The organism is uncultured Piscinibacter sp., assembly GCF_937952055.1.
In the GTDB taxonomy this organism is placed as follows: domain Bacteria; phylum Pseudomonadota; class Gammaproteobacteria; order Burkholderiales; family Burkholderiaceae_C; genus Piscinibacter.
This window is the reverse complement of sequence record NZ_CALFYO010000011.1, coordinates 103934-128054: the sequence shown is the minus strand read 5'-3', so window position 1 is coordinate 128054 and position 24121 is coordinate 103934. Positions and strand designations below refer to the sequence as shown.

General features: G+C 67.3%; 21 protein-coding genes. 14 read left to right on the top strand and 7 right to left on the bottom strand.

The genetic code is table 11. The features are described from left to right. The first annotated feature begins 275 nt into the window (after window positions 1-275). The 4 genes from Q0599_RS04475 (at window position 276) to Q0599_RS04460 (ending at window position 3276) form a co-directional block, all read left to right on the top strand. A complete protein-coding gene (locus Q0599_RS04475) occupies window positions 276-740 on the top strand; it encodes a helix-turn-helix domain-containing protein (protein WP_298826290.1) in 465 nt (154 codons plus the stop codon). Between the two features lie 470 nt (window positions 741-1210). Further along, window positions 1211-1615: a hypothetical protein gene (locus Q0599_RS04470; RefSeq protein WP_298826287.1), complete on the top strand. Its 405-nt coding sequence runs from the start codon at window positions 1211-1213 to the stop codon at window positions 1613-1615. A 162-nt stretch (window positions 1616-1777) separates the two neighbouring features. Then, window positions 1778-2578 carry a toll/interleukin-1 receptor domain-containing protein gene (locus Q0599_RS04465; RefSeq protein WP_298826284.1) on the top strand — a complete coding sequence of 267 codons (801 nt, stop codon included), beginning with the start codon at window positions 1778-1780 and terminating at the stop codon, window positions 2576-2578. A 164-nt stretch (window positions 2579-2742) separates the two neighbouring features. Beyond that, the gene (locus Q0599_RS04460) at window positions 2743-3276 is read left to right on the top strand and encodes a hypothetical protein (protein ID WP_298826281.1); all 534 of its coding nucleotides are present in this window, start codon (window positions 2743-2745) and stop codon (window positions 3274-3276) included. 279 nt (window positions 3277-3555) lie between these two features. Here Q0599_RS04460 and Q0599_RS04455 read toward each other — a convergent pair whose 3' ends face one another. The 3 genes from Q0599_RS04455 to Q0599_RS04445 are packed head-to-tail and all read right to left on the bottom strand — an operon-like array spanning window position 3556 to window position 9106. Then, complete coding sequence (locus Q0599_RS04455) at window positions 3556-4347, bottom strand: hypothetical protein (RefSeq protein WP_298826278.1); 792 nt, start codon at window positions 4345-4347, stop codon at window positions 3556-3558. Further along, complete coding sequence (locus Q0599_RS04450; protein ID WP_298826274.1) at window positions 4347-6995, bottom strand: tyrosine-type recombinase/integrase; 2649 nt, start codon at window positions 6993-6995, stop codon at window positions 4347-4349. The genes Q0599_RS04455 and Q0599_RS04450 overlap by 1 nt, the downstream gene beginning before the upstream one ends. After that, a complete protein-coding gene (locus tag Q0599_RS04445; RefSeq protein ID WP_298826271.1) occupies window positions 6992-9106 on the bottom strand; it encodes a hypothetical protein in 2115 nt (704 codons plus the stop codon). Before Q0599_RS04445 ends, Q0599_RS04450 begins: the two co-directional genes overlap by 4 nt. Window positions 9107-9618: 512 nt before the next feature. Here Q0599_RS04445 and Q0599_RS04440 point away from each other — a divergent pair. Next, complete coding sequence (locus Q0599_RS04440; RefSeq protein ID WP_298826268.1) at window positions 9619-9831, top strand: hypothetical protein; 213 nt, start codon at window positions 9619-9621, stop codon at window positions 9829-9831. Between the two features lies 1 nt (window position 9832). On the opposite strand, the gene Q0599_RS04435 is transcribed toward Q0599_RS04440, so the two are convergent. Then, window positions 9833-11128, bottom strand: a complete 1296-nt coding sequence (locus Q0599_RS04435) for a BamA/TamA family outer membrane protein (protein WP_298826265.1) — start codon at window positions 11126-11128, stop codon at window positions 9833-9835. A gap of 439 nt (window positions 11129-11567) precedes the next feature. On the opposite strand from Q0599_RS04435, the gene Q0599_RS04430 reads away from it, so the two are divergent. Both Q0599_RS04430 and Q0599_RS04425 read left to right on the top strand, forming a co-directional pair. Beyond that, window positions 11568-12158 (top strand): XRE family transcriptional regulator, encoded by a 591-nt coding sequence (locus Q0599_RS04430; RefSeq protein ID WP_298826479.1) that lies wholly within the window; start codon window positions 11568-11570, stop codon window positions 12156-12158. Then, window positions 12155-12682 (top strand): GNAT family N-acetyltransferase, encoded by a 528-nt coding sequence (locus Q0599_RS04425; RefSeq protein WP_298826260.1) that lies wholly within the window; start codon window positions 12155-12157, stop codon window positions 12680-12682. Before Q0599_RS04430 ends, Q0599_RS04425 begins: the two co-directional genes overlap by 4 nt. Here the strand turns inward: Q0599_RS04425 and Q0599_RS04420 are convergent, their stop codons facing one another. After that, on the bottom strand, window positions 12683-13309 hold the full coding sequence (locus Q0599_RS04420; RefSeq protein ID WP_298826257.1) for a TetR family transcriptional regulator: 627 nt from the start codon (window positions 13307-13309) through the stop codon (window positions 12683-12685). A gap of 98 nt (window positions 13310-13407) precedes the next feature. Between Q0599_RS04420 and Q0599_RS04415 the strand changes: the two genes are divergently transcribed. The 6 genes from Q0599_RS04415 (at window position 13408) to Q0599_RS04390 (ending at window position 20833) form a co-directional block, all read left to right on the top strand. Continuing rightward, window positions 13408-14595 carry an efflux RND transporter periplasmic adaptor subunit gene (locus tag Q0599_RS04415; RefSeq protein WP_298826256.1) on the top strand — a complete coding sequence of 396 codons (1188 nt, stop codon included), beginning with the start codon at window positions 13408-13410 and terminating at the stop codon, window positions 14593-14595. A 12-nt stretch (window positions 14596-14607) separates the two neighbouring features. Next, window positions 14608-17775: an efflux RND transporter permease subunit gene (locus Q0599_RS04410; protein WP_298826253.1), complete on the top strand. Its 3168-nt coding sequence runs from the start codon at window positions 14608-14610 to the stop codon at window positions 17773-17775. Next, window positions 17772-19178, top strand: coding sequence for an efflux transporter outer membrane subunit (locus Q0599_RS04405; protein WP_298826251.1), 1407 nt, complete (start codon window positions 17772-17774; stop codon window positions 19176-19178). The genes Q0599_RS04410 and Q0599_RS04405 overlap by 4 nt, the downstream gene beginning before the upstream one ends. 51 nt (window positions 19179-19229) lie before the next feature. Then, window positions 19230-19703, top strand: a complete 474-nt coding sequence (locus Q0599_RS04400; RefSeq protein WP_298826249.1) for a YeeE/YedE thiosulfate transporter family protein — start codon at window positions 19230-19232, stop codon at window positions 19701-19703. After that, window positions 19700-20155, top strand: a complete 456-nt coding sequence (locus Q0599_RS04395; protein WP_298826246.1) for a DUF6691 family protein — start codon at window positions 19700-19702, stop codon at window positions 20153-20155. Before Q0599_RS04400 ends, Q0599_RS04395 begins: the two co-directional genes overlap by 4 nt. A 72-nt stretch (window positions 20156-20227) precedes the next feature. Next, the gene (locus Q0599_RS04390) at window positions 20228-20833 is read left to right on the top strand and encodes a methyltransferase domain-containing protein (protein WP_298826243.1); all 606 of its coding nucleotides are present in this window, start codon (window positions 20228-20230) and stop codon (window positions 20831-20833) included. Between the two features lie 46 nt (window positions 20834-20879). Here Q0599_RS04390 and Q0599_RS04385 read toward each other — a convergent pair whose 3' ends face one another. Then, window positions 20880-22250 carry a GTPase/DUF3482 domain-containing protein gene (locus Q0599_RS04385; RefSeq protein ID WP_298826240.1) on the bottom strand — a complete coding sequence of 457 codons (1371 nt, stop codon included), beginning with the start codon at window positions 22248-22250 and terminating at the stop codon, window positions 20880-20882. Next, window positions 22243-23604, bottom strand: coding sequence for a DUF2868 domain-containing protein (locus Q0599_RS04380; RefSeq protein ID WP_298826237.1), 1362 nt, complete (start codon window positions 23602-23604; stop codon window positions 22243-22245). Before Q0599_RS04380 ends, Q0599_RS04385 begins: the two co-directional genes overlap by 8 nt. A 306-nt stretch (window positions 23605-23910) precedes the next feature. On the opposite strand from Q0599_RS04380, the gene Q0599_RS04375 reads away from it, so the two are divergent. Further along, window positions 23911-24108 carry an MbtH family NRPS accessory protein gene (locus tag Q0599_RS04375; protein WP_298826234.1) on the top strand — a complete coding sequence of 66 codons (198 nt, stop codon included), beginning with the start codon at window positions 23911-23913 and terminating at the stop codon, window positions 24106-24108. Window positions 24109-24121 lie beyond the last annotated feature (13 nt).

The window sequence follows — 24121 nt, the reverse complement described above, 5'->3', positions numbered from 1 at the left end:
TCCGCGGTCGACGAAGTCATCGACGCAGCTTGCACGAAGCACCAAGTTTGAAGGAAAGTCCACGCTAAGACGTGCGCCCCTAGCTACCCATGATGGTCTCCCATCGAGTTGAGAGCTACGCAGCATGCCCCCGCCGCGATCGTCAGCTTCCGCGTATCCGTTCGAACTCACGGACTCGGCCACAACTTGACGTTGCCGAAAGACCGCTTCCGGGCAGCCCCTCCGTCATCACCCGCCGCAGCTGTATGGCGGTCGGGTTGGCGCAGAATGCGGATATGCCAAACATCGCGATAGTATTGAAGGCCGAAGTAGCCCGTCTTGCCCGCAAAGAGTTGCGTGCATCGACTGAGGGGATCAAGAAGGCCATCGCCTCCCAGCGTTCGGAGATCGCGGGCCTCAAGCGGCAGTTGGTCGACCTGCAGAAGAGTCTCAAGGCGCTCGCAAAGGCTGGTGGGGTTTCTCCGGCCACTGCAAAGGCAGGCGACCATTCTGCGAAGGAAGCCGATGCCACAGGGCTCCGCTTCCGCGCCGCAGGAATGGCGAGCAACCGCAAACGCCTAGGACTGTCTGCGGAGGATTTCGGTCTATTGGTCGGTGCGACTGGCCAGTCCGTTTACGCCTGGGAGCAAGGCAAATCCAAGCCGCGAGCGCAAAGCCTGGCCGCCATTGCGGCACTCCGGGGTGCTGGCAAACGAGAGGTCTACGCGAAGCTGGAAGCGCTCAAAGCAACGAGGTCTTGAGCCAGGCCTGCAAAACTCGCTCCTATCAAGCTGGCTCAAGGGCTTAGGCCACAGCGTTTGCGGCGTGGGTGTTTCTTCAAGCCAGTTCGAGGGCCTGTGGCGTCAGTGCGGGAATGGGTGATGAAGGCCCTCGCTAGCTTGGCGGGATTCAAGGGCGGATCTGCCGTATCGGCCATCGGTGGCACTTGGCCTGCGACACGGTCGCTGCCTAACATTCGCTTCGCGTGCCAGGCGCCTTCCAGGCGTCAGCCGCTCAGGTCAAACGTTAAACCTCACATGGGTTCGAGCCTAATGCCATGTGAGACAAACAGCCAAAGTCCCCGATTGAACCCGCATTGCGGCATATGGCAATGTCTTGCGGTATGCCTCCACAAGTTCCCACAGGCCGCAAGGTACAGTTGATCTCTAAATCACGTTAGGCATCACCGGAAGACCCAGCCAGCAACCCCACCGCCGAAGGATCACCACGCATGTTGACTGTCGGTTTCGCAGTGCTCGGAGTGCTCGGCTTTCTTGCCACGCTGTTCGCACTTTGGGTTCTTCAGAACAGACGGAACTTCAAGGCAATGGTCGCGAGCGCCGAAACGGCAGTTCGCACCGTATACGTCGGAGCAAAGATTCTTCCAACACTGACTGCCCGGTACGTCTACAGCTTTCCGGCCTTCCAGCTGGGCTTTGCATCCAAAGCTGACTTCCTGAACGCGGCAGAGTCGGGTGCCAATGATCGATTTGTTCGCGAGATACAAGTTCTCTGCCAAAGCAAGGGAACTCAAGAGCGCCCCTTTGACGCCAAGTTGGCTGTGACCTTCGAGTACCCGGGTTGTGCTCAGGAGCGACTGGAAGCCTCCGCTCCATTGGTACAAAAGAAGCAGTGATGCCTAACCCTTCGCTCGAGCGGGGACCTCCACCGGCATGGCACTTGGCCCGCGAAGCGCTCGCTGTCATCATCCGCTTCGCGGGCCAAGCACCATGCCGGTTCCGGCCCCTCAGCTCAAACGTTAGGCCGCAGAATCGCGGTGTGTCTTGCAGGGGGAAATATGGCAAATCTGTTCCTCTGCCATGCATCGGAGGACAAGCCAAGGGTCGAGCCGATACACCTCGCACTGGTCAAGGCAGGGCACTCTGTCTTCTACGATGACCGCAGCCTGCATCCCGGCGGCGACTACCAGCAGCGCATCTACGAGGCGATCGAAGAATGCGACCTCTTCATCTTCATCGCGTCCAAGGCATCGATTCGACCCGGAAAATTCACGCTGAGTGAACTCGACCTCGCCCAAAGGCGGTGGCCGGATCCGACCAACAAGGTTCTGCCCGTAGTACTCGAACAGCTTGATCTATCTGAGCTGCCCTCGTACTTGACGGCAGTCACAGTCCTACACGTCCGCGGCAACGCTGCCGTTGAGGTAAGAGCTGCGGTTGGCCGGCTCCTCGAGGTACCGCGCAAGAAGAAGCCACGTGTCGTTGCGCTGACTCTTACGCTTGGTGCAGTCTCCCTTACCATTTCCGTCGCCATACTGCGCCTTCAAGCCCCTGGGTCTGGGCAACCGCCGCCCTGTCGTCATCCAGACCACGGCGTGGAGAGCTACGCCAAGGAGTTCGTGGTGGATCGCGTGTCGCCATGGATGGGAGGCGGCTTCAGCCAGGACCCGTGGTGCAAGCAGGCAATCTCTGGCCTACAGGGCGAGTACCCTGGCGGCGCCTTCACCGTCGTCGGCAAGTCCGAGAGCAAGAAGAACACCTGTGCCCCTTTCAACTGTCCGCAGTACCAATACATCTGCAAGATTCGAGTGCAGGCCGAGCCCGTGTACGCCCTCAAGTCAAGTCCGGCATGCAAGTAGCCCTGCGGCCTAACCCTTCGCTCGAGCGGACCCGCACCGGCAAGGCAGTCTGGCCCTTGCGGGGCCATTGCTGGTATTGTCCCCTCCAGGGCCAGTCTGCCTTGCCGGTGCGGGCCGCTCAGCTCAAACGTTAGGCGTCACCCAGCAGAATTTCGCTCATACACGTGGACGACAATACCTTCGACGCCAAGCGTCGCAATCTTCTGGCGATTACTGTCGTCCTGTGCTTCCTCAAGTTCGCGGACGCGAGTGTCTCTTCGACAGCGACTGTTTCTGCTCTGAGCATCACGGTAAAGAGACCAGAAGCGATCTTCGATTTTCTGTGGCTGCTGTGGGCGTACTTCTTTCTTCGGGCGTACCAGCATTTTCACTACCACCTGAAGCTCCCTTACAAGAAGTCAATCCAAAAGACTCTCGTTCCAATACTTCACCCGTACGCCGCACGCAGTGGGGTACCTGACGAGTTTGAGCGGGAGCTCCATGAGGAGCTTGAACGCTTCTACAAGTACGACTTGCGCTTCAACCTGAAGCCGTTCCTGAAAGGACTCTGGTGGGCCATTCGGCATCCCTTCACAGCACTCATTCCCATGCTGGCACCGCCAGTCCAAATATCGCGCCGACGCCACATCAACTTCGTTCGCTATCCCGTTCACACTACTGGACTGCGAAGACTAACGGCTCAATCTGTATATGCATGAGCAATCTCGCTCTTCCTTGCGCGTTTCCGGGCCGCTCGCCCGAACCAGCGTTATGTGAAGTCGCCTGCGTGGCCATCTGGCCACGGAAGCGCGATGCAGGAGTCATTGCTACGGGGGGGCGGGGGGGCGCAGCGCTTAGCCGGCGCGATCAACGAGTCACCTTCTCCTCGTATCAACAACGAAAGAAGGCTCGGGCTTGTGACACAGGTCGACAAACTGAAGCTCGCCGTCGAGGCGATCAGCCAAGCAGACATTCACACCCTTCGCGGGCCCCGCTACCTAGTCGAGTACCTCAAGAATCTTCATATTCTCAACGTTTCCACTCGCCCAGTCGAACTGAAAGCTGACCCTGAGCCGCGCAGGAACCTGAGCGTCCATGCCGGAAACGAGACGCAGGACTTGCGCGTCGGGAAGGTTAGTCCGGCTCGCGAGTGCGCGATCGGGGAACTTCACCGAGGGATCGCTCGAGACGGCTTCGGAAGCCACCCACGCGATGGCCCGGAGACGTGCAACTTCGTCAGGGAGCATTTTCTCCACGAGTGCCTGCGCGCCGCATTCGACGGCGGTCGGCAGCTTTGCGGGTGCAGGAGGAAGTTCGATAGGGAGATCGCCGGTGGGCGTCGGGAGCACGACAGTCTTCTTCCGGCGGCTGAATAGACCGCGCAATCGCTTGAGATCGAGTGTGGCTTGCGACTCCTGCTGCAATTCGCGGTGGCCGAGGGCTGGACTCTGGGCCAATACCAATCTGGTCTTGACGCTTGTGCACTCGGCCGTCACGTTTGCCACGTCCTGTTCGAAAGCCCGTAGGTCTGTCTCGTTCGGGGTGTCCGGATCACCCCTTCCCTCAAGGTCCAGCGTGATTTGAGGCGGCAGTACAAGGTAGTACTCCAACTTGCACCCTTGATCCGTGTGGTGGCGCTGAAGGATCAATTCACTGACGCGCAAACGCCCGGCAGAGGGTACGAGGATCGTGAACTCCAACCGAAGCGCTGCCTCGTGACGACGCTCTTCTTCCTCGGTATTTCGTGCCTCGAGGGCGGCGAAGGTGCGGTGCCCGATCAAGTGATGCATCAATTCCACTCCTGCACTTCGGGTCGTGCCCAGATCGCAACCGCGAACATGAGAGCGTCGAAGCCTGCGTTCGATCGGCCAGCTTCGGGCGCATCGGCCCGGCTGGGCCAGACGAGAAACGCGCGCTCTCGGCCGCGTCGCTGATGGGGCAGCGGCTTGTTCGGCAGGTGGTCGTGGAACACCGCCACCGCGATCGCAGATGCGCTGGCGAGCAGCGACCGGACGCCGTCCGGATCGGTGCCATCGTCCTCGTACGTGAGCAGCAGCGAACTGCTCGTGATGCCGAGCGAATACAGGAAGGCCAACAGCGGCACCAGCCGCTCCGGCGGATCCGCACTGAGCTCGGCGTTCCACCATGACTTAGTCCACGCGGTCGCCGCATCAGCCGCGACGCTGGCCTCTTGTGGCAGCGCCAACGCTTGGCGAAGGACTTCGTAGCGGTGCTGGTCGGCACGGTCCAACTGGATCGACAGGTGTCGCATTACAGCCAGCGCGCCGGATACGCCGTTCGGCGGCAGACGCCCGCGACTCGCGTAGATCGCCGCCAATACCTGATCGGCCGCCCGGTCGATTGCGGTCAAGTTCGACTCGGCGAGGTGCATTCGATGCAGCAGCACACTCGTGTCGGCCTTGCCCAGCAATCTCAGCGTGCGAAGGCAATCGAAGATCGTGAAGTTGCGCGTAAGCGAGCCGGCGAAGGACGGCGCTGGCGGCTCCTGCAACTCCAATCCATGCGCGGCCGACGGCAACTGCGCGATTGCCGCCACTGCCTGCTGGCCGGCTGAGTGCCAGACATGGTCGCTCAGCGATAGGCCTTTGCGCTTTGCGCCGACCGTCAGCCAGTTTGCTTTCATGCCGAGCGATCTCGCGCCGTCGGCATTGGTCAACGCGCATTCGCGAAGAGCCGCGTCGATCTGGGTCCTTAGTGCCAGCTCGAAGCGGTGCGCATAGAACTCGATCGTGGTGACAGCCACTTCGTGGCCGGTCCAGTCGGCAAGTTGTGCGAGCCGGCTGCCATTGCAGATGGACGACGTCGACAGCAGCAGTTCCATGGCATTGGAAACGTGCGTATGTCGCAGCGCATGGAAGGTCATCGCCGGGTCACCGGTGGCGCACTTGAGGACACGAAGCAGGGTGACATGCACCGCGTGAGCGCGGTATGGTGTCGCATCGTCTCCCGCGCCAGCGAAGAGAAGAGCATCCGACGCCGCGCCTTCCTCCTCCCGCGCTTGCTCCAGCGCGGTCAGCCGTTCGATCGTCGCGGCATCTGAGATCAGCACCCGGCGAGTTGCTGCGGCCGTCTTAAGCTTGGCAACGCCTCGCCTCGGTGTCACCTCAATTTCGATCGTGCCGTCAGGGAGGCGCGCGATGTTCTTGAGCCGCAGCCAGCGGAGTTCGGCGAGCCGGAACGGAGCGAAGTACGCGAGCAGGATCATCAGCGAGCAGATGTCCTTGAGGCGAGGATCGCCCCTCTCGTCCTCGTCCATCCAGCGGATTGCGCGACGCACAGCGGACTCGGGGATCCACTGGGCGCGCGGTGCACTGGCGGGAATGAACTTGTGCAGGCCGAGCGGCAGCGCCGGCAGGCCGAAGACTTCCTGAACGAAGCCTTGAAAGCTGGAAATCGCCGCGCCCAGCTTTCTCGCGTCTTTGCATGTTGGGTCGGCCATTGCGGCGAGGTAGCCGGCGCCCAGGGTGTCGGGATCCCACTGCCGAGGGTCCGGCGGCAACGTAGCGAGAATTCGCCACAGGCTCCCCGACGCGATACGCGCGTAGCGCGCTCGGGTCTCGAGCGCCGCATCCACTTCGGTCAGTGTGCCGCTCTGTACCAAGTCGAGTTGCCAGGCAATCACGATGGCGGAGGAGACATCACCGGCCTCGACCCGGGCCCGCAGCGCGAGCAGCTCTCGCTCCCAACGATCCAGCGTCTCGGCTTGCGTCTCCCCGCGCTTCGTCTTGAAGACCTCGGTCGCGAGTTCCACCAGCAGCGGCGTGGTAGCGGGTCGTCCGGCAGCGACTGCAGTGTCGAGCATGTCCGCTGCTTCGGCGCGGCGCGATGCCGACCGCTCGTCGAGCGCGACCAGAGGAACACCGTCGACATTGCCCAATGCGATCTGGTGTCTCGGCAGAGCGGACATCGGTCTGAGACCCGTCACGTGAGCCCAGAGTGGGCGAGGCAGGCGCTGGGCCGCCCAGCAGGCCAGATCACACTCGAGTTCGAGGAGGCGCTTCTCTTCGGCGATGGCCCGATACTCCGGCAGTGCCGCAAGCAGGGCCAGCATGGCCGCCCGTTCCTCATCGACCGACGGCGCGCGCCCCGCTAGCGCCAACGTCGTGAAGCAGCACAAAGCGCGTCGATCGGTGCGGGGTCCGCCGTCTGCCTTCCAGTCGATACAAGCCAACGCTTGGAGTCTGTAAGGTTCGGCGCTCAGCGCGGCGCCGAGCTCGGTAGGACGGACCAGGTCCAATGCGATCAGGCGCGCTGCGTACGTGCCGGGTTTGCTTGTGGCACCCAGAACCTGCATCTGGAAGGCCGCGAAGCGGTTGGCGCGCCGACGCGCCTGACGGTTGAAGCGAAGGTGATCGACATCGACACTGTCTGGATAGCAGAGGATGCCTGCGTCTTTGAGTAGGGAGGCCGGGCTCATTGCGCGTACTCCCCAGCGCGGAGGCCATTCAACCGACCGCGGAAGAGCACCCGCGACATGGCGCTCAGCGCCGGCTGCAATCGTCGCGCCCAGTCCACCTCAATCCCGTCCGCGATGGACGTGTCCTGTTCTTGCCCGAGCACGTCGTGCCTTTGATGCCGGTCGATGTCGCGCGTCTGCACGCCAGCGAGACGGAGGCGGTTCTCAGCGAACTTCCGACCCCAGTCCTTCGCCAGTTCGCCGACGCCCGGGAGGTGCTTCCGGAGTTCGTCCGTGCCGACGGGCAGAACTCGGTCGCGACTGCGGATCGTGCAGAGCAACGGCACATCCTCGCGACTGACGACCGCTGCGAGCCAGTCCACCGCAGCCCCGCTCCAGCCAAACGTGCGCAGGCGCTCGCGCATGGCTTCGCAGTGGTGACGGTAGTTGCGCAGGGCAGAGCGCAACTCGTCGCACGCAACGGCAGGCATTCCACCGACGCGTCCGGCGCTGGCCTTTTCGACGACGTCGATGCACAGGTCGAAGCGCTCGTCGATGGAGGCGCGCAGGGAGAATTCGGCAGCCTCCCGAAGACTGAGCCAGGCCGCCAAGCGCCAGGCGAGAGTGCGCACGAATCGGTTGTGGAACTCGAGCAGCTGCGCTTCGCCGCTGAGCCGGTGGGGCGGACGAAGTTTCTCGACGAGACTGCACAGTTCGTCATCGATCCGGCGCAAGGCCGCCTCTGACGGTACGACGGCAGCTCCGAACGCCATCAGGCTCGTCGGCATCGGCACCGGTTTGCCCCAGCCCAGGGCTTCGTACAGCCGTTCGGCGCTGCGCCAAAGTTCCTCCGGGCTCAAGAGGCAGTAGTGGATCTTGCTGCGCGCGGTGATGCCAAAGTCGCCTGTGGTAACCGCGGCGAGCAACGCATCGATGCCGACCTGTAGCGCCAAGGGCGCAAGCGTTCGAGACCACCGCGCGAAGCTCGGTGCCAGGTCGGCCAGATCGGGATAGACCAGGTCCCGCGGCTGAATGCTCCGCAGCGCGGGGATCAGATCGCCAATGTCGCCGGGGCTGTCCGCCATCGCCGCGCGTCTCAGCAGTTCGTCCCGGACCTCGACCGGTGCCGGCGTGCAGGACACGAAGGAAGCCGGACTATCGCTGCCCGGGCGCGGCCGAGCCGCTTCGGGAGCAAGGCAGCTGAAGTCACGACGCAGGATGCCGGTTTGCAGGTCATAGTCCAAGACCCAGTCGTCGCGGGACGTCGACGCCAAAGGGATGAACTGAGTGCTCGTTGCGTACAGGCCGGAGCAGCCAACCAACCACATCGCAGCACGCCGCTCGGCCGACGTCCGGAAGACGCCCGAAGCGGCGTACGCCGAGGCCTCCGCGATTTGCCGCCGGCTGAAGCAGGTGTCGTCCAAGATGCCCGCGCGCCGGCGGTAGTTGGCAAATGCGGCGCGAGAGACGAGCTGCGTGCGGCTACTGTCCTCGAAACTGCGCGGCGGGATGGGCGCCGGCGGGACGTCGTCGTAGATGGACAAGAACTCGGCAAACCGCGATCGGGCATGCCGCAGCCAGTGCGGAAGGGCCTCACCGACTTGCTGTTCCATCAGCGCCTGCAGCGATGTGCCGTCGAGATCTTTGGCCTGAATCGCGACACGCGCGCCCGAGCAGAACGCCGCGGCCATCGGCTTGCCGTGATGGAAGGAAAGCAACAGCTCAATGCCTGCTGCTTGTACGGCAGGGTGTGATACTGCGCTGTCGGGTGCGCCGATGGCGCTTAGCAGCGCCCACGCCGGGTACGTGCGGAGTCGACCTTCAAGGGCGTCCTCGGCGTCGACGCATCCCGGGCGCGCTTCGTATTCTTGGATGCAACGCTCGCTGAGCGACTTGAACTGGTCGCGTGCCGTGGCGGCGGCGCTGTTTGGTTGCTGGAGCAGCGCAAGCGCTGCGTTGGCTGCGGCGCTTTCGCCGACCGTCACCTGCAGAAGAAGCGGGAAGTCGAACGGTGGTGGCGCGAGGCGGCAGAGGCCGGACATCTGGTGCCGCACTGGCGAGTCCGGGGCACGAAGACTGAGGGCAATCGTGCGGTGTGTTACGGATTCAGTGAATTTCGGATCGGTTTGCATGAGACCTCCAAAGCAGAGGTCTCAGAAAATATTCGCTAAACAGCCTGAGCTTTTTCCTGCAAAAGGCCGCAACTGCACCAATATTGGTATTTACCCTTATCTTCTTTGGCCCCTAAGACTAGGGGGTGCGGCGTTCAGCCGCTTGTCGATGGCGAATCGCCTCCCCACGCGGCTGGCCGGACGTGTGCTGCCGGTTCGAGCCAAGAGTTGGCCCAATGGTCGCCCGATGTTCGTAGGCTCCAGCTGTGGTCCTCAGAGTTCGAACGGAGATTCATTTTGGAAGAGTGACCGCTGACAAGATCTGGAGTCGTACCAATTGAAGCCTTGTCACTCCACTAGAATGGAAAAAGTGTCGGCTGATAGCGCTTTAGCCCTTGGGCGCTCAACTGGGCATCACAGAAGATCGACAGATCGGCGCGCGTGAACGCCGATCGGTGTAATCCTCATAACCCATTCACGGAGCCTGCGCGAGTTCGTGCGCGAGGCGTCCTGGCCGCCCTCGGAGAGCCGGCGTGACACAACGGAAGAAAGATTCGACGAACTCCCGTCCGCATGATCGCCGATCGGGGCGCGATCGTCGCTTGGTGGACAAGGGGTCACCAACGGGGCGGGAGCGTCGTGTCACCCTGGAGCCGCGCAAGCCCGAGATCAGCGAGATCGATGTCACTGCCTCGGAGTGGGACGCGCTGAGCGAGCAGGTTCGCCCCGAGCCCAAGACCGAATGACTCAAAAGCTCGATCTCGTCTTGACGAGGAACTGAACCCGCTTGATGTCGGGCGTGGCGTCGATCGGAAACGCCAAGTCCACGTGCAGCACGTTGCTGAATGCCGATCGGGCGCTGACGATGCGCAGCCCGACGCCGGCATTGCGGAGCCAGCCGGGGTTGATCGTGTTGATGCTGGTTCCGCCCCAGGCGCGACCGACATCGAAGAAGGCCGCGCCACCGATGCGGAACAACTGCCAGACGTACAGGTCGGTGTAGAAGCGTTCCTCGAGCGTGAACAGCGCCCGCCGCGTGCCGCTCTGGTAGCGAAGTGGGTAGCCGCGCAAGCCGTTGTCGCCGCCGAGCAGCAGCATGTCGGGCAGTTGCGGTCGCGTCAGCACGTCGGCCGAAGCAGCAGCGTAGAACAGCCAGTGCCCACCCTGTGGGAGGTAGTACTGCGACTGCGCACCGACCCGCTGACGGCCAACGCGCCCATTTTCGTATTCGCCCGAGATCTCTCCCTCCGCCATCAGGCGATGGTCGCGATGCGGCTCGAAGCCGCGGCTGATCGAGGCCGAATAGAGCCATGCATGGCGTGTCGAACCGAGCCCGGTCGCCGCACGGCCGAGTCTGAAGTTCGCAGCCAGGCCTAGCGCAAAGAACTCAGGCCGGCCGATCAGGTTTCGATTGACCTCTCGTTCAAATCGGTCCTCGATCAGTTCCATGCGCGCGAAGGGGCCGAAAAGCTTGACGTCCTCCGGCAGTGACGGCGGCGCCACAAGGCCGGGTTCAGGGCGGTACGCGTCGTCCTGCAGGCTCAGGCCGAGCGAATACCGCGACACCCAGCCGTCCCGCAAGCCCGCCGACCATCCGGCGAACACCTCGGCCTTCCGCTCGTGGCGCCGATACTGGCTGACCACGTTGCCTGCGACGTAGACGGATTCGATGCGCTTGTCCTTCGACGCCGACAGTCCTGCGGCCCAGCGCTCGTCCAGCGCGTAGAAAGGGCGTACGACCGAGACGGCATCGCGATTGCCGTCGCTGCTGCTCGAGTGGCCGTAGCTCACGGATGCCCAGGTGCCGAATGCGCGTGTGTTGGAAAACTCGAACTCCGTGCTGGTGCGATCGACATCCTTGCTGCGTCCGAGCGCGATCGAGGTGCCCGTGCCGAGGAGGTTGTACTCGCGCAGCTTGAGGCCGCCTGTCGTGGCGCCGCCCGAGCGACTCACGTTGAGCCCAGGGTCCAGCGACCATGTGTCGCGGGTCGCCACCTCGATGTCCACCACGCCGTCGTGAACCGCCACGGGGCGGATGTTCACCTCGTAGAAGTAGCGGTTGGCACGCAGCAGTCGTTCCGTCTCCTCGATGAGTCGAACCGACACAGGCTCTCCGCTCTCGAAGAGCAAGGCGCGCGAGAGCACGCCGCTGTGCGTTCGAATATGCAGTCGATTGGCCGTGCGGAACAGCCAGTTGTCCTCCTTCGGATTCGAGGTGTCGAAGATCGGCCCCGGCACGACGGTGATCTCGCCGATGCGTGCCCCGATGGCCTCGAGATCGGCGAAGGACGGCAGTGCGGCCGTCGGCGCTTGGGCCCAGGCCGCACCTGCGAGCGCGAGGCAGCCGACGAGGCCAGATGGGAACCACTGCATGCCGCGAGTGTGTCAGCAGCGACTTGGCTGCGGATTAACGATTCACAACCTCGCGCCCGGGGCGATCGCTGGTACGATACTGGAAAGTAGATCTAGTATCCTGGAAATCGTGGACATCAACGACAGGATCAGCCACCGCATCAGGGCCTTGCGCGAAGCGCGTCGCTGGTCGCTCGAGACATTGGCCGAGCGCAGTGGCGTCAGCCGCTCCAACATCTCGCTGATCGAGCGTGGCGAGAGCAACCCCACCGCCACGGTGCTGGACAAGTTGAGCGCTGCACTGGGCGTGACGCTGGCCTCGCTGTTCGAAGTTCCGACCGTGAGCGAGGGTGCCTCGTCGCCGATCGCACGCGTCGCGGAACAGCCGGTATGGACGGATCCAGCCTCCGGCTATGCGAGGCGAAACGTCTCGCCCGCCGCGCCGTCCCCCGTCCAGCTCGTCGACGTCGTCTTTCCTGCCGGCCAGCGTGTCGCCTACGAAGCCGTGGCGCGCGACAACGAGGTCCACCAGCAGGTCTGGATGATCGATGGTGCCCTGGAGATCAGCGTGGGCGACGTCGTTTGGCAACTGACCGCGGGTGACTGTCTGGCGATGCATCTGGACGAGCCCATCGTCTATCGCAACCCCGGCACGACCCCAGCGCGCTACCTTGTCGCGCTGGTGACGCTGCCCTACCTGCCCGCGAGGAGGAGCACATGAGCGATGACCATCACGTGCGCCGCGTCGGCATGGAGGACGCGGGCCAGCACGTCGAAGCCCTGGCCGACGTGCTGCTCGACTGCGTGCAGGGCGGCGCCTCGGTCAGCTTCATGGCGCCGCTACCGCGCGAGCGCGCCATGGATTTCTGGCGCGGTATCGCCCTGGGCGTACGACGAGGTGAACGCGTGCTGTTCATCGCCGAGGACGGAGCCGGGCAGCTCGTGGGCACCGTGCAACTCATCGTCGCCCAACCCGACAACCAGCCGCACCGGGCCGACGTGGCGAAGATGCTGGTAATTCGCCGGGCGCGTCGCCACGGGCTCGCGCAGCGACTTCTGACGGCGGCGGAAGATGCCGCGCGGGAGGCGGGCAAGACGGTGCTCGTTCTGGACACGGTGACCGGAGGCGATGCGGAACGTCTTTACGCCCGCTGCGGTTGGCAGAGGGTGGGCGTGATCCCGAACTACGCGTTGATGCCGGACGGCCGCCCGTGCGCGACGACCTACTTCCACAAACAGCTCTGACTAGCCGGCAGCCGGGGCGTGGACCCCGCGCAGGTAGGCATCGATCGCCTGCTCTCCCACGCGCACCAGGTCGAAAGCCTCCGGGGCGATCATCCAGTTGCTGATGAGCCCGTCGATCAACGACTGCATGCCCAGCGCCGCCACGCGCGGTGTCACCGAGCCCGACCACAGACCCAGTCGCGCCGCACGGCGAAAGCCGCGCTCGACGTTCTCGACGCGACCGCGAAGTCCCTTCAGACGCCGTTCGCGCACACCGCGCAGAGCGTTGCTGTGCTCCACCTTGAACAGCGCGATCTCGAACACACGGCGCGCCTGAGGGTCCTCCACGGTGGCCCGCAGCGCGGCCAGGAAACTTCCACGAATCTGCGCCACCGGGTCGTCGAGCGTGCGCAAGCCGCTGCGAAGGATCTCGCTCTCCAGCGGCAGCGTGACGCGATTCATCATCGCGTTGAACAGGTCGGCCTTGTTCCTGAAGTGCCAATAGACCGCGCCGCGCGTGACGCCGGCGGCACGCGCCACCAGCTCCAGCGAGGTGCGCGACACGCCGCGACGCTGGAACTCGCGCTCCGCCATGTCGAGGATGCGATCGCGAGTGCGCTGTGCGTCTTCCTTGGTGCGGCGAGCCATGATCCTTTCTGAGCCTTCCAACTTACATTCACGCCTGTATGTATAGTAACTCCCCTGCCCAGGGTGCCAGGAGGCGCCAACCGCAACAAGGGGAAGACATGTCAGCGTGGCGCGATTTCCGGATCCAGTGGTTGACGATCGCGATCACGCTGCCCTTGGTCGCCTGTGGTCCGAAGACACCGGCGAGCGCGCCGGCCGCACCACCACCGACCGAGGTGGGCGTGATCGTCGCCGCGCCGGGCGACGTGGGCGTGGTGACCGAGTTGCCGGGTCGGACCGAGGCCTCGCGCATCGCGCAGGTGCGTGCGCGTGCCGCGGGCATCGTGCAGCGACGCCTGTTCAAGGAAGGCAGCGACGTGAAGGCCGGCCAGCCGCTGTTCCGCCTCGACGATGCACCCTACCGTGCGACGCTCGCCGCCGCCCAGGCCGCGCTCGCCCGCGCCGAAGCCAACTTGATGCAGACGCGCGCCCAGGCCGAGCGCTACAAGCCGCTGGCCGAGGCCAACGCGGTGAGCCAGCAGGAGTACGTTGCCGCGCAGGCCGCCTTCAAGCAGTCCGAGGCCGACGTCGCCGCTGCCAAGGCGGCGGTGCAGACGGCGCAGATCAATCTCGGCTACACCGCGGTGGCGGCACCGATCTCCGGACGCATCGGCCGTGCGATGGTCACCGAGGGCGCGCTGGTCGGCCAGGGCGAGGCCACCCAACTCGCCGTGGTGCAGCAGATCGACCCGCTGTACGTCAACTTCACGCAGAGTGCCGAAGAGGTGCTGCGCCTGCGCGCGGCCATCGCCAGCGGCCGCTATCAGAGCGCTGGCGGGCCCGGCGCCGTGGCCGTCAGCGTCGTGATGGAAGACGGAAGCACCTACCCGTTGCGCGGCAGGCTGCTGTTCTCCGATCTGTCGGTCGATCCGGCCACCGGCCAGATTGCGCTGCGCGCCGAGGTGCCGAACCCCAAAGGTGCGTTGCTGCCGGGCCTGTACGTGCGCGTGCGCCTCGAGCAGGCGCGGCTGCCGTCGGCGATCCTGCTGCCGCAGCAGGCGGTGCAGCGCGGCAGCGGCGGCGACACGGTGATGGTGGTCGGCAACGACGGCAAGGTGAGCGTGCGCCCGGTGAAAATCACCCAGGGACAGGACCGGCAATGGGTCGTGATCGAAGGGCTCGCCGCCGGGGAACAGGTGGTGGTGGACGGCCTCCAGAAGGTCCGCCCGAACGCCACCGTGAAGCCGGTGCCGTGGCAGGCCGTGGCGAGCGCGGCGCCGGCGCCGGCTTCGGCGGCCTCGCGCTGAGGAGCCCGGTCCATGGCGCAGTTCTTCATCGACCGGCCCATCTTCGCATGGGTCATCGCGCTGTTCATCCTCGTCATCGGCGGGGTGTCGATCACGCAGATGCCGGTGGCACAGTACCCGCCGGTGGCGCCCCCGTCGATCGTCGTCAACGTCGGCTACCCTGGCGCCTCGGCGCAGACGCTGGAGGACAGCGTCATCGCGGTGATCGAGCGCGAGATGAACGGCTCGCCGGGCCTAGCCTACTTCGAGTCGGTCGCGCAGGCCGACGGCACCGGCAGCCTCACGCTGAGCTTCGAGCCCGGAACCAACCCCGACCTCGCGCAGGTCGACGTGCAAAACCGCCTGAGCCGCGCCACCCCGCGCCTGCCGCAGGCGGTCGTGCAGCAGGGCGTGCGCGTGGACAAGGCGAACCCGAACTTCCTGCTCTTCATCATCCTGTCCAGCGACAAGGGTGTGCTCGACCCGGTGGCGCTGGGAGACTTCGCATCGCGCAACGTGGTGCCGGAGATGCAACGCGTGAGCGGCGTCGGTCAGGCACAGCTGTTCGGCACCGAGCGTGCGATGCGCATCTGGATCGACCCGGCCAAGCTGCTCGGCTACCGGCTCTCCGCCGCCGACGTCAATGCCGCCATCGCGGCGCAGAACGCGCAGGTCTCCTCGGGCACGATCGGCGACCTGCCCAACACCGCCGACCAGGCCATCTTCGCCACCGTCGTCGTGAAGGGCCAGCGCGAGTCGGAGGCGCAGTTCGGCGACATCGTGCTGCGCGCCAATCCCGATGGATCGACGGTGCGGCTGAAGGACGTCGCCCGCGTCGAGCTCGGCGCGCAGAGCTACGGCATCCGCGCCCGCCTCAACGGCGAGCCGTCCACCGGCATCGGCATCCAGCTCTCGCCCACCGCCAACGCGCTGCAGACCGCCGACCGCGTGAAGAAGAGGCTGGAGGAACTGCGTCCCTACTTCCCGCCGGGCGTGAAGGCGACGATCCCCTACGACAGCTCGACCTTCATCGGCATTTCCATCCGGCAGGTCGTCGAGACGCTGGTCGAGGCGGTGGTGCTGGTGTTCCTGGTGATGTACCTGTTCCTGCAGAACATCCGCTACACCATCATCCCCACGCTGGTGGTGCCGATCGCGCTGCTCGGCAGCTTCGCCTCGCTGCTCGCGATGGGCTTCTCGATCAACGTGCTGACCATGTTCGGCATGGTGCTGGTGATCGGCATCGTCGTCGACGACGCCATCGTGGTGGTCGAGAACGTCGAGCGCATCATGAGCACCGAGGGCCTGCCGCCGCTCGAGGCCACGCGCAAGGCGATGGGCCAGATCTCCGGCGCGATCGTCGGCGTGACCGTGGTGCTGATCTCGGTGTTCGTGCCGCTGGCCTTCTTCAGCGGTGCGGTGGGAAACATCTACCGGCAGTTCGCCGCGGTGATGGTCACGTCGGTGGCGTTCTCGGCCTTTCTCGCGCTGTCGCTCACGCCGGCGCTGTGCGCCACGCTGCTCAAGCCGGTCGAGGCGGGCCACCACCACGCCAAGAGCGGCTTCTTCGGCTGGTTCAACCGCGGCTTCACGCGCACGGCGAAGGCCTACGAGGGCCTCGTCGCCCGCATGCTGAAGCGTGCCGCGCGCTACATGGTGATCTACGCCGCCATCATCGGCGCAGTGGTGGTGCTGTTCGGCCGCCTGCCCACGTCGTTCATCCCCAACGAGGATCAGGGCAACATCCTCGTCAACGTGCAATTGCCGCCGGGCGCGACGCAGAACCGCACCCTGTCGGTGATGCAGCAGGTCGAGAAGTACATGATGGGCCAGCCCGAAGTCGCCAACATGGTCAGCGTGCTCGGCTTCAGCTTCTCCGGCACCGGCCAGAACGCCGCGCTCGCCTTCGTCACGCTGAAGGACTGGAGCGAGCGCACCGGGCCCGGGCAATCGGCACAGGCGCTGGTGGGGCGGGCGTTCGGCGCGCTCGGCAAGATCCGCGACGCCATCATCTTCCCGGTCAGCCCGCCGGCGATTCGCGACCTCGGCCGTGCCAACGGCTTCGCCATGCGCCTGCAGGACCGTGGCAGCAACGGCCGCGCGGCGCTGCTGGCGGCGCGAGGCCAGCTGCTCGCCGCCGCGCAGAAGAGCCCGCTGCTGGTGGCGGTGCGCCCCGACGGCCTGGAGGACGCCTCGCAGCTGCAGCTCGACATCGATCGCGACAAGGCGAATGCGCTGGGCGTGAGCTTTGGCGCGATCAACGCGGCGCTGTCCACTGCGCTCGGCTCGTCCTATGTCAACGACTTCCCCAACGCCGGCCGCCTGCAGCGCGTGGTGGTGCAGGCCGATGCGCCGGCGCGCATGCAACCCGAGGACCTGCTGCGCATCCATGCGCTGAACGCTGCCGGCCAACCGGTGCCGCTGTCGGCCTTCGCCGGCACGCGCTGGATCACCGGCCCGATGCAGACGGTGCGCTACAACGGCTACCCGACCATGCGCATTGCCGGCGAGCCGGCGCCGGGCGTGAGCAGCGGCGCGGCGATCGCCGAGATGGAGCGCCTCGCCGCCGAGCTGCCGCCGGGCTTCGCCTACGAGTGGACCGGCCTGTCGCGCGAGGAGAAGCTCTCCGGCGCGACGGCGCTGATCCTGTTCGCCTTCTCGCTGCTGTCGGTGTTCCTCTGCCTCGCGGCGCTGTACGAGAGCTGGTCGATTCCGTTGTCGGTGATCCTCGTCGTGCCGCTGGGCGTGCTCGGCGTGATCCTCGGCGCGAACATCCGCGGGCTGGACAACGACGTCTTCTTCAAGGTCGGCCTGATCACCATCATCGGCCTGTCGGCAAAGAACGCGGTGCTGATCATCGAGTTCGCCAAGGACCTCGCCGCGCGGGGACACAGCCTGGTCGACGCGGTGCTGGAGGCCGCGCACCTGCGCTTCCGGCCGATCATCATGACCTCGATGGCCTTCATCCTCGGCGTGCTGCCGCTGGTGCTGGCCCGTGGCGCCGGCTCGGCCAGCCAGCACAGCATCGGCACCGGCGTGCTGGGCGGCATGCTCACCGCCACCGGTCTGGCGGTGTTCTTCGTGCCGGTGTTCTTCGTCGTCGTGCGCGGCATCTTCAAGGGCAGCGAGCGGCAGCGCCGTTTCTACGCGCACGCGAACGTGCCGGGCGCCGGGCCGGCCACGCCGAAGGAGGACGCATGAACGCGCCGGCGCTGAACCGCCGCACCCTGGCAGCGCTGGCGGCCGCGCTGCTGACCGGCTGCGCGAACCTCGCGCCACGCTACGAACGGCCCGCCGCGCCGGTGGCCGATCGCTTCCCCAACGCCGCCGAGGCGCAGGCAGACGCCACGCCGGCCGCCGAACTCGACTGGCAGCGATTCTTCGCCGACGAACGCCTGCAGCGGCTGATCGCCCTCGCGCTGGCGAACAACCGCGACCTGCGCATCGCCGCGCTGAACATCGAGGCGACGCGGGCGCAGGCCGCGGCGCGCGACGCTGACCGCTGGCCGACGGTGAACGCCGGCCTGGCCGGCTCGCGCACGCCCACCGCCAGCGGCGGCATCAATTCGCTGTACACCGCCGGGCTGCAGGTCACCGCCTACGAGATCGACCTGTTCGGCCGCCTGCGCAACCTGAGCGACGCCGCCGCGGCGCAGGTGCTGGCCAGCGAGGAGGCGCGCCGGGCGGTGCAGATCAGCCTGGTCGCCGCGGTGGCGAATGCGCACATCGCGCTGGCCGCCGACGAGGCGCTGCTCGAGCTCACGAAGCGGACGCTGGCCACCCGCGAAGACACCCACCGCCTCATCAAGCTGCGCTTCGACAACGGCGCCAGCTCCGAGCTCGACCTGCACCAGTCCGAGTCGCTGCTCGAGGCGGCACGCGCCAGCTTCGCGCAGGCGACGCGCCAGCGCGCCCTCGACGAGAACGCGCTGGTGCTGCTGATCGGCCAGCCGCTGCCGCCCGAGCTGCCGCCGGCACTGCCGGTGGAGGCGGCGGGCTTGCCCACGCTGCCGGTGGGGCTGCCCGCCGAAGTGCTCGCGCGCCGGCCCGACGTGCGCCAGGCCGAGCAGCAGTTGATCGCCGCGCAGGCCAACATCGGCGCGGCGCGCGCGGCTTTCTTCCCGCGCATCACGCTGACCGGCAGCGTGGGGCTGGCCAGTGGCGAGCTGTCCGGGCTCTTCAAGTCCGGCTCCTCGGCCTGGAGCTTCGCACCGCAGCTGCTGCAGCCGATCTTCGATGCCGGGCGCAACCAGGGCAACCTCGAGCTGGCCCGCGCCAGCCGCGAGATCGCCGTGGCGCGGTACGAGCGCGCCATCCAGGTCGCCTTCCGCGAGGTGGCCGACGCGCTGGCCGGCCGTGCCACGCTCGGCGAGCAGCTGGACGCGTCGCAGCGCCAGCTCGAGGCCGAGCGCTCGCGCAGCCGCCTGGTCGAGCTGCGCTACCGCAACGGCGCCGCCAGCCATCTCGAACTGCTCGACGCGCAGCGCTCGCTGTTCGCCGCAGAGCAGGCACTGGTGCAGTTGCAGGCGCAGTCGGCGCAGAACCTCGCCACGCTCTACAAGGTGCTCGGCGGCGGCTGGCGGCAGGAAAGCGCCTCGCGCTGAGCGGGCCGGTCTCGCACACAATCCGCGCTTCGTTTCCCCACGGAGTCCCTGGTGCTCGCGCAACTCTTCCCGCTCGGCTGGTCCCACTACCTGACCGGCGGCTTCATCATCGGCGCCGGCGTGGCGCTGCTCTACCTGGCCACCGGCCGGCTCGCCGGCATGAGTTCGGTGTTCACCTCCACCTGGTCGTACGTGTCGGCGCGTCCGGCGTTCCGCCAGCCGCGCTGGCTGGCCAGCCGTGCCTGGCGGCTGCAGCTCGCGTCCGGCCTGGTGCTGGGCGCGGCGCTGTGGTGGCTGACACTCGGGCCGGCCGAACCACTGTCGACCAGCGTGCCTGCCTGGCGCCTGGCGGCGGGCGGGGTGGTGGCCGGCTTCGGCGCGCGGCTTGCCGGCGGCTGCACCTCGGGCCACGGCATCTGCGGGCTGGGTTCGCTCAAGCTGCCCTCGCTGCTGGCGGTGCTGACCTTCATGGCCACCGGTTTCGTCACCGCACAGCTGCTCGGCGGCCTCGGGGTGGCACCATGAGCCCTGCACGCGACATGAAGGATTCGCTGGCCGTGCTCGGCTGCGGTGCGCTGTTCGGCTTCGGCCTCGCGCTGTCGGGCATGGTCCGTCCGGAGGTGGTGCTGTCCTTCCTGCAGTTCCGCGACTGGGGGCTGATGCTGGTGATGGCCGGCGCGCTCGCCGTCACGCTCGTGGCCTACCAGCTCGCGCCGCGCCTGCGCCGTGCACCGCTGCTCGCTACCGCCTACGAAGCACACAGCGCGAGCATGAATCGCGACACCTTCGTCGGCGCCGCGCTGTTCGGTGTCGGCTGGGGCTTGAGCGGCGTCTGCCCCGGCCCGGCGATCGCCGGCCTGGGAACGGGCAACCTGCAGATGCTCTGGGTCATCGTCGGCCTCGCCGCGGGGGCCTGGCTGCAGGGCGTGTGGGCCTCGGCGTCCAGCGCGGCGGCGGTCGCGCCGCAGAAAGGCTGAGAGCGCTCCCCGAGCCGGGAACGTGCCGGGCGGGCACGGCGCGGTGCCAAGCCGCCGCGGTACAGTCGCTGCATGGTCGCGGACGCCAGCATCCGATTCTTCGACGCCCAGTTCCAGCGCCAGGTGCGCGAGGCGGAGACCGGCCTCAATCCATTCGAGCAGGTCGCCCTGCCGTACCTGCACGGTCGCGTGCTGGACTACGGCTGCGGGCTGGGCAACCTGGCCGTCGCCGCGGCCCGTGGCGGTTGCTCGGTGGTGGCGCTGGATGCCAGCCATACCGCCATCGAACACCTGCAGCAGGTCGCGCGCGACGAGTCGCTGGACCTGCAGGCCGGCGAAGCCGATCTGCGGACCCATGCGCTGAACGAGGACTTCGACGCCGTCGTCTGCATCGGCCTGCTGATGTTCTTCGACTGCCCGACCGCCGACGCGCAACTGCGCCACCTGCAGGCGCATGTCCGGCCCGGAGGGGTGGCCGTGGTGAACGTGCTGGTCGAAGGCACCACATACCGCGACATGTTCGATCCGTCGGCTCACTGCCTGTTCGCGCGCGACGAGCTTCAGCAGCGCTTCGCGGGCTGGGAGATCCTGCACGCCGAACAGCAGGACTTCGCGGCGCCGCGCGCGCTGGTCAAAGCCTTCGTCACCGTGGTCGCCCGCAGGCCGGCTGCAGCCTGACCCTGGCGCGAGGCAGTCCGCCGTTGCTCGTGTCGAGCCGCGGCGTTCAGTGTTGCTGAAGCGTGCGCAGCTCGGCGATGACCGCGCGCTGCGCGATGGCGCGTCGCGCCGAGTCGCCCTCGGCCCAGTCCGCATGGGCGCGCGACGGCTGCAGCGCGCGCAGCACCGGACGCAATTGCTCCGCCGGCAGCGCCGCACGCTCCAGGTCGACGCGGTCGCTGGCGGCATGGCCACGCGAGCGCAGGGTGCGATGCAGGCCGAGCAGCCGCTGTGCGAGCACCAGCACCACCGTGTCCTCCAGCGAGAGCTCCTCGCGGCCCTGCAGCGCATGCGCCAGCCGACGGCCGAGCGTGCCGAAGCCCTGGCTGGCCGCGCCGCCGAGCGTTGCGCCGAGTGCGGCGGCCGCACCCAGCGACAGGCCGGCCAGCGCCACGTCGGCCGCCAGCCCGATGCCCGCGCCGATGGCCGCGCCCTTGCCCAGGCGCACGCCGGCGTCGCGCAGCGTCTCCGGGTGGAACAGGTCGGTGGCCCAGCGGCCGTCGAGCCAGGGCAGCATGGCGAGCTCCGCGTCGTCGCGCGCGAAGGCATGGACCTCGAGCAGGTCCCGTACCGCCCGGCGCGCGCGCTGCAGCACGTCGGCGCGAAATGCCTCGACGATGCGCGCCTTGCGCTGCGGCGCCGCGAGATCGTCGCGCGACAAGGTCACGCGCATTGCGGTCAGCGCGAGCAGGGCGTCGGCGATCAGTCGCAGCCCGGCCTCGTCGCGCGCCTCGCGCTCGCGGTCGAGGAACTCGGCCACTGCGCGAAGCGCCGCCTGACGCTGCGGCAGCAAGGCCTGCAGGCTGGCGTAGAGCTGCGCCTGCCCGTCGTCGAAAGGCGCCACGGCATCGAATCGCACCTGCGCGTGCAGCGCGAAGTCGGCCAACAGCGCGCTCCACGCCGCCTCGCGCGAAAGCGGGTCGCGCACGAAGTTGAGCACCGGCAGCACCGGCTTGCCGCAGGAGGCAAGAATCTCGACCTCGCAGCGGAACTTGGCCACCACCGGCTCGCGGCAGTCGATCACGAACAGCGCGGCGTCGATGTCGAGCAGCGTGCGCAGCACCTTGGCCTCCTGCTCGAAGGCCTCCTGCGCAGCGCGCGTGGCGAGGAAGGCGCGGATGCGCTGCGGCGGCGTCATGCCGGCCTGCGGCGGACCCAGGGCGTCGCGCAGGCCGATCGGGTCCTCCAAACCCGGCGTGTCGAAGAAGCGCAGCGCGGCGCCGCCGTCGATCGCCAGGTCCACCGCCTCGACGTGGCGCGTCGTGCCCGGCCGAGGAGACACCTCGCCGAAGTGGCGGCGTCGCGTCAGCGTGCGCAACAGCGAGGTCTTGCCGGCATTGGTGTGGCCGACCACGGCGATGGTGATGGGCTCAGCCATGGGCAGGGGCGCACCAGTGCAGCGCGCTGTCGGTGTCGGCGAAGACCGGTGTGTCGCTGCGGCCGACTTCGGCCAGCCAGGCGCGCCAGCGCGGCGCCCCGGCGGCGGCGTGTTCGGCCGGTGCCAGCAGCAAGGCGGTGGCACTCGCGCGCATGCCGTCGAGGAAGCGCAGCGTGCCGCGGTCGGGCGTCGAGAGCGCGTGGCAGACCACGAGCAGCCGCGCCGGCGGCGCGCCCGCCAGGCGGCGCGCCAGGGCCAGCCGCTCCTCGGCGCCTCCGTCGATGCGTTCGCTCCAGGCGGCCTGCGTCAGCAGCGGCGGCGGCACGCCGACTTCGAGCGGAAGCTCGAAGCCGACCACTGCGAACGGACCTACGGCCGCCACGCCGGAGCGGGCATCGCGCGCCGCCGCCGGCGTGGCGCGTTCGCTGTCGATCACGTGCGTGGGGGCCATCACCTCGAAGCGGTTGATCAGCCTGCGGTAGTACGGATCGCGCGTGTCCAGCGCCAAGCCGCGGCTGCGCGACAGCGCGACGACGACGCTCAGCCCGAGCAGCAGCAGGCGCGGCAGCGCGCCGTAGACCAGCGTGCCGGAGATCAGCCACCAGCCGAGCGCCTGCGAGGCGCCGGGCGCTTCGGCATGGGCCGGGACCTGCGCGGGCAGGCCGAGCTGCGCCGGCAGCCAGGCGAGGGTGCGAGAGGTCTCGTGCAGCGTCTGCGGCGAGAGGATGGTGGTCTCCCAGACGAGGCGGTACTCGCTGAGCGCGAGCACGGCGGCGAGCAGCAGCGCGGCGAGGCCATAGGCCAGCGTCCACAGCAGGTGGTTGAGCCCGCCCAGCACCCAGGGCGTGAGGCGCTGCGCGTCGAGCAGGCGACTGGCCGCCGGCAGCACGCGCCGCGCGCGCCCCTGGGCCCAGCGCTGCCGCGCCAGCGCGGCGGCCGCCGTGCCGAGCAGCCCGGCGCCGCGGCGTCCGCTGCCGGCCGCGAGCAGCGTCCACAGCACGATGCCGATCGTGTTGGGCACGATCAGCAGCGCCATCGCCGCCAGGGCGTTGATGCGCCGACCGTCGCCCAGCATCGAGATTGCGAGCAGCGCGGCCACCGCGATGCCGGCGAACACCACGGCGAGGCCGAGCGCGGTCAGCCGACGGCGCAACTGCGCCGCGTCCTCGTCCAGCGCAGTGGCGGCGGCGAGACGGCGCGCGCGCCACACGATGCGCGCTTCGCGATCGGTCGTCGCGGCCGCTGCCTCGGCCATCGCCGCACTGTCCTGCAGCGGCGTGCCGGCCTCGAGGTCCTTCACAGCCTCGGTGAGCAGCAGGTCGTGAAGCGTGAATCCGTCGGCGCGTGGTGCCATCGCGGCAAGGGTAGCAGGCCGGCGCATCGCGGCAGCTTTTGCGCCGTACTGCCTTGCCAACGGCCGCTGCGTTTGGGGCGCGGTGCGAGTCGATCCGCGCCCTCCCGCAGGCTCGCCGCGAGTGAGCGCTTGCGCGGCGCATGGATGCGCAAGACGGGGCGGCGCGGGGGCGTCGACGCAGCCTCCGACGGCGACCACGGTGCCCCATGTTACGGGCGCGGATGGCATGAGAAGCTGCCGTGAAAACATGCCCAGCTTGCGCGCCGCGCTCTGGATCGGCGGGCCAAGCTTCGCCACACTCGATGCATGCCGAAGACCGCCCACGCCCCCACCCACGAGATCGTCGTCAACGAGCGCCGCGAGTACGCGGTCTGGCCCAGCGAACGCCCGTTGCCCGACGGCTGGATCCACAGCGGCAGGGCCGGTTCGCGCGAGGAACTGCTCGCCCACCTGCGAGCCTCGTTCGCGCCGACGGTGACGTTGCGTCCGCCTGTCCGGAAGTGATCGGCGCGCGTCG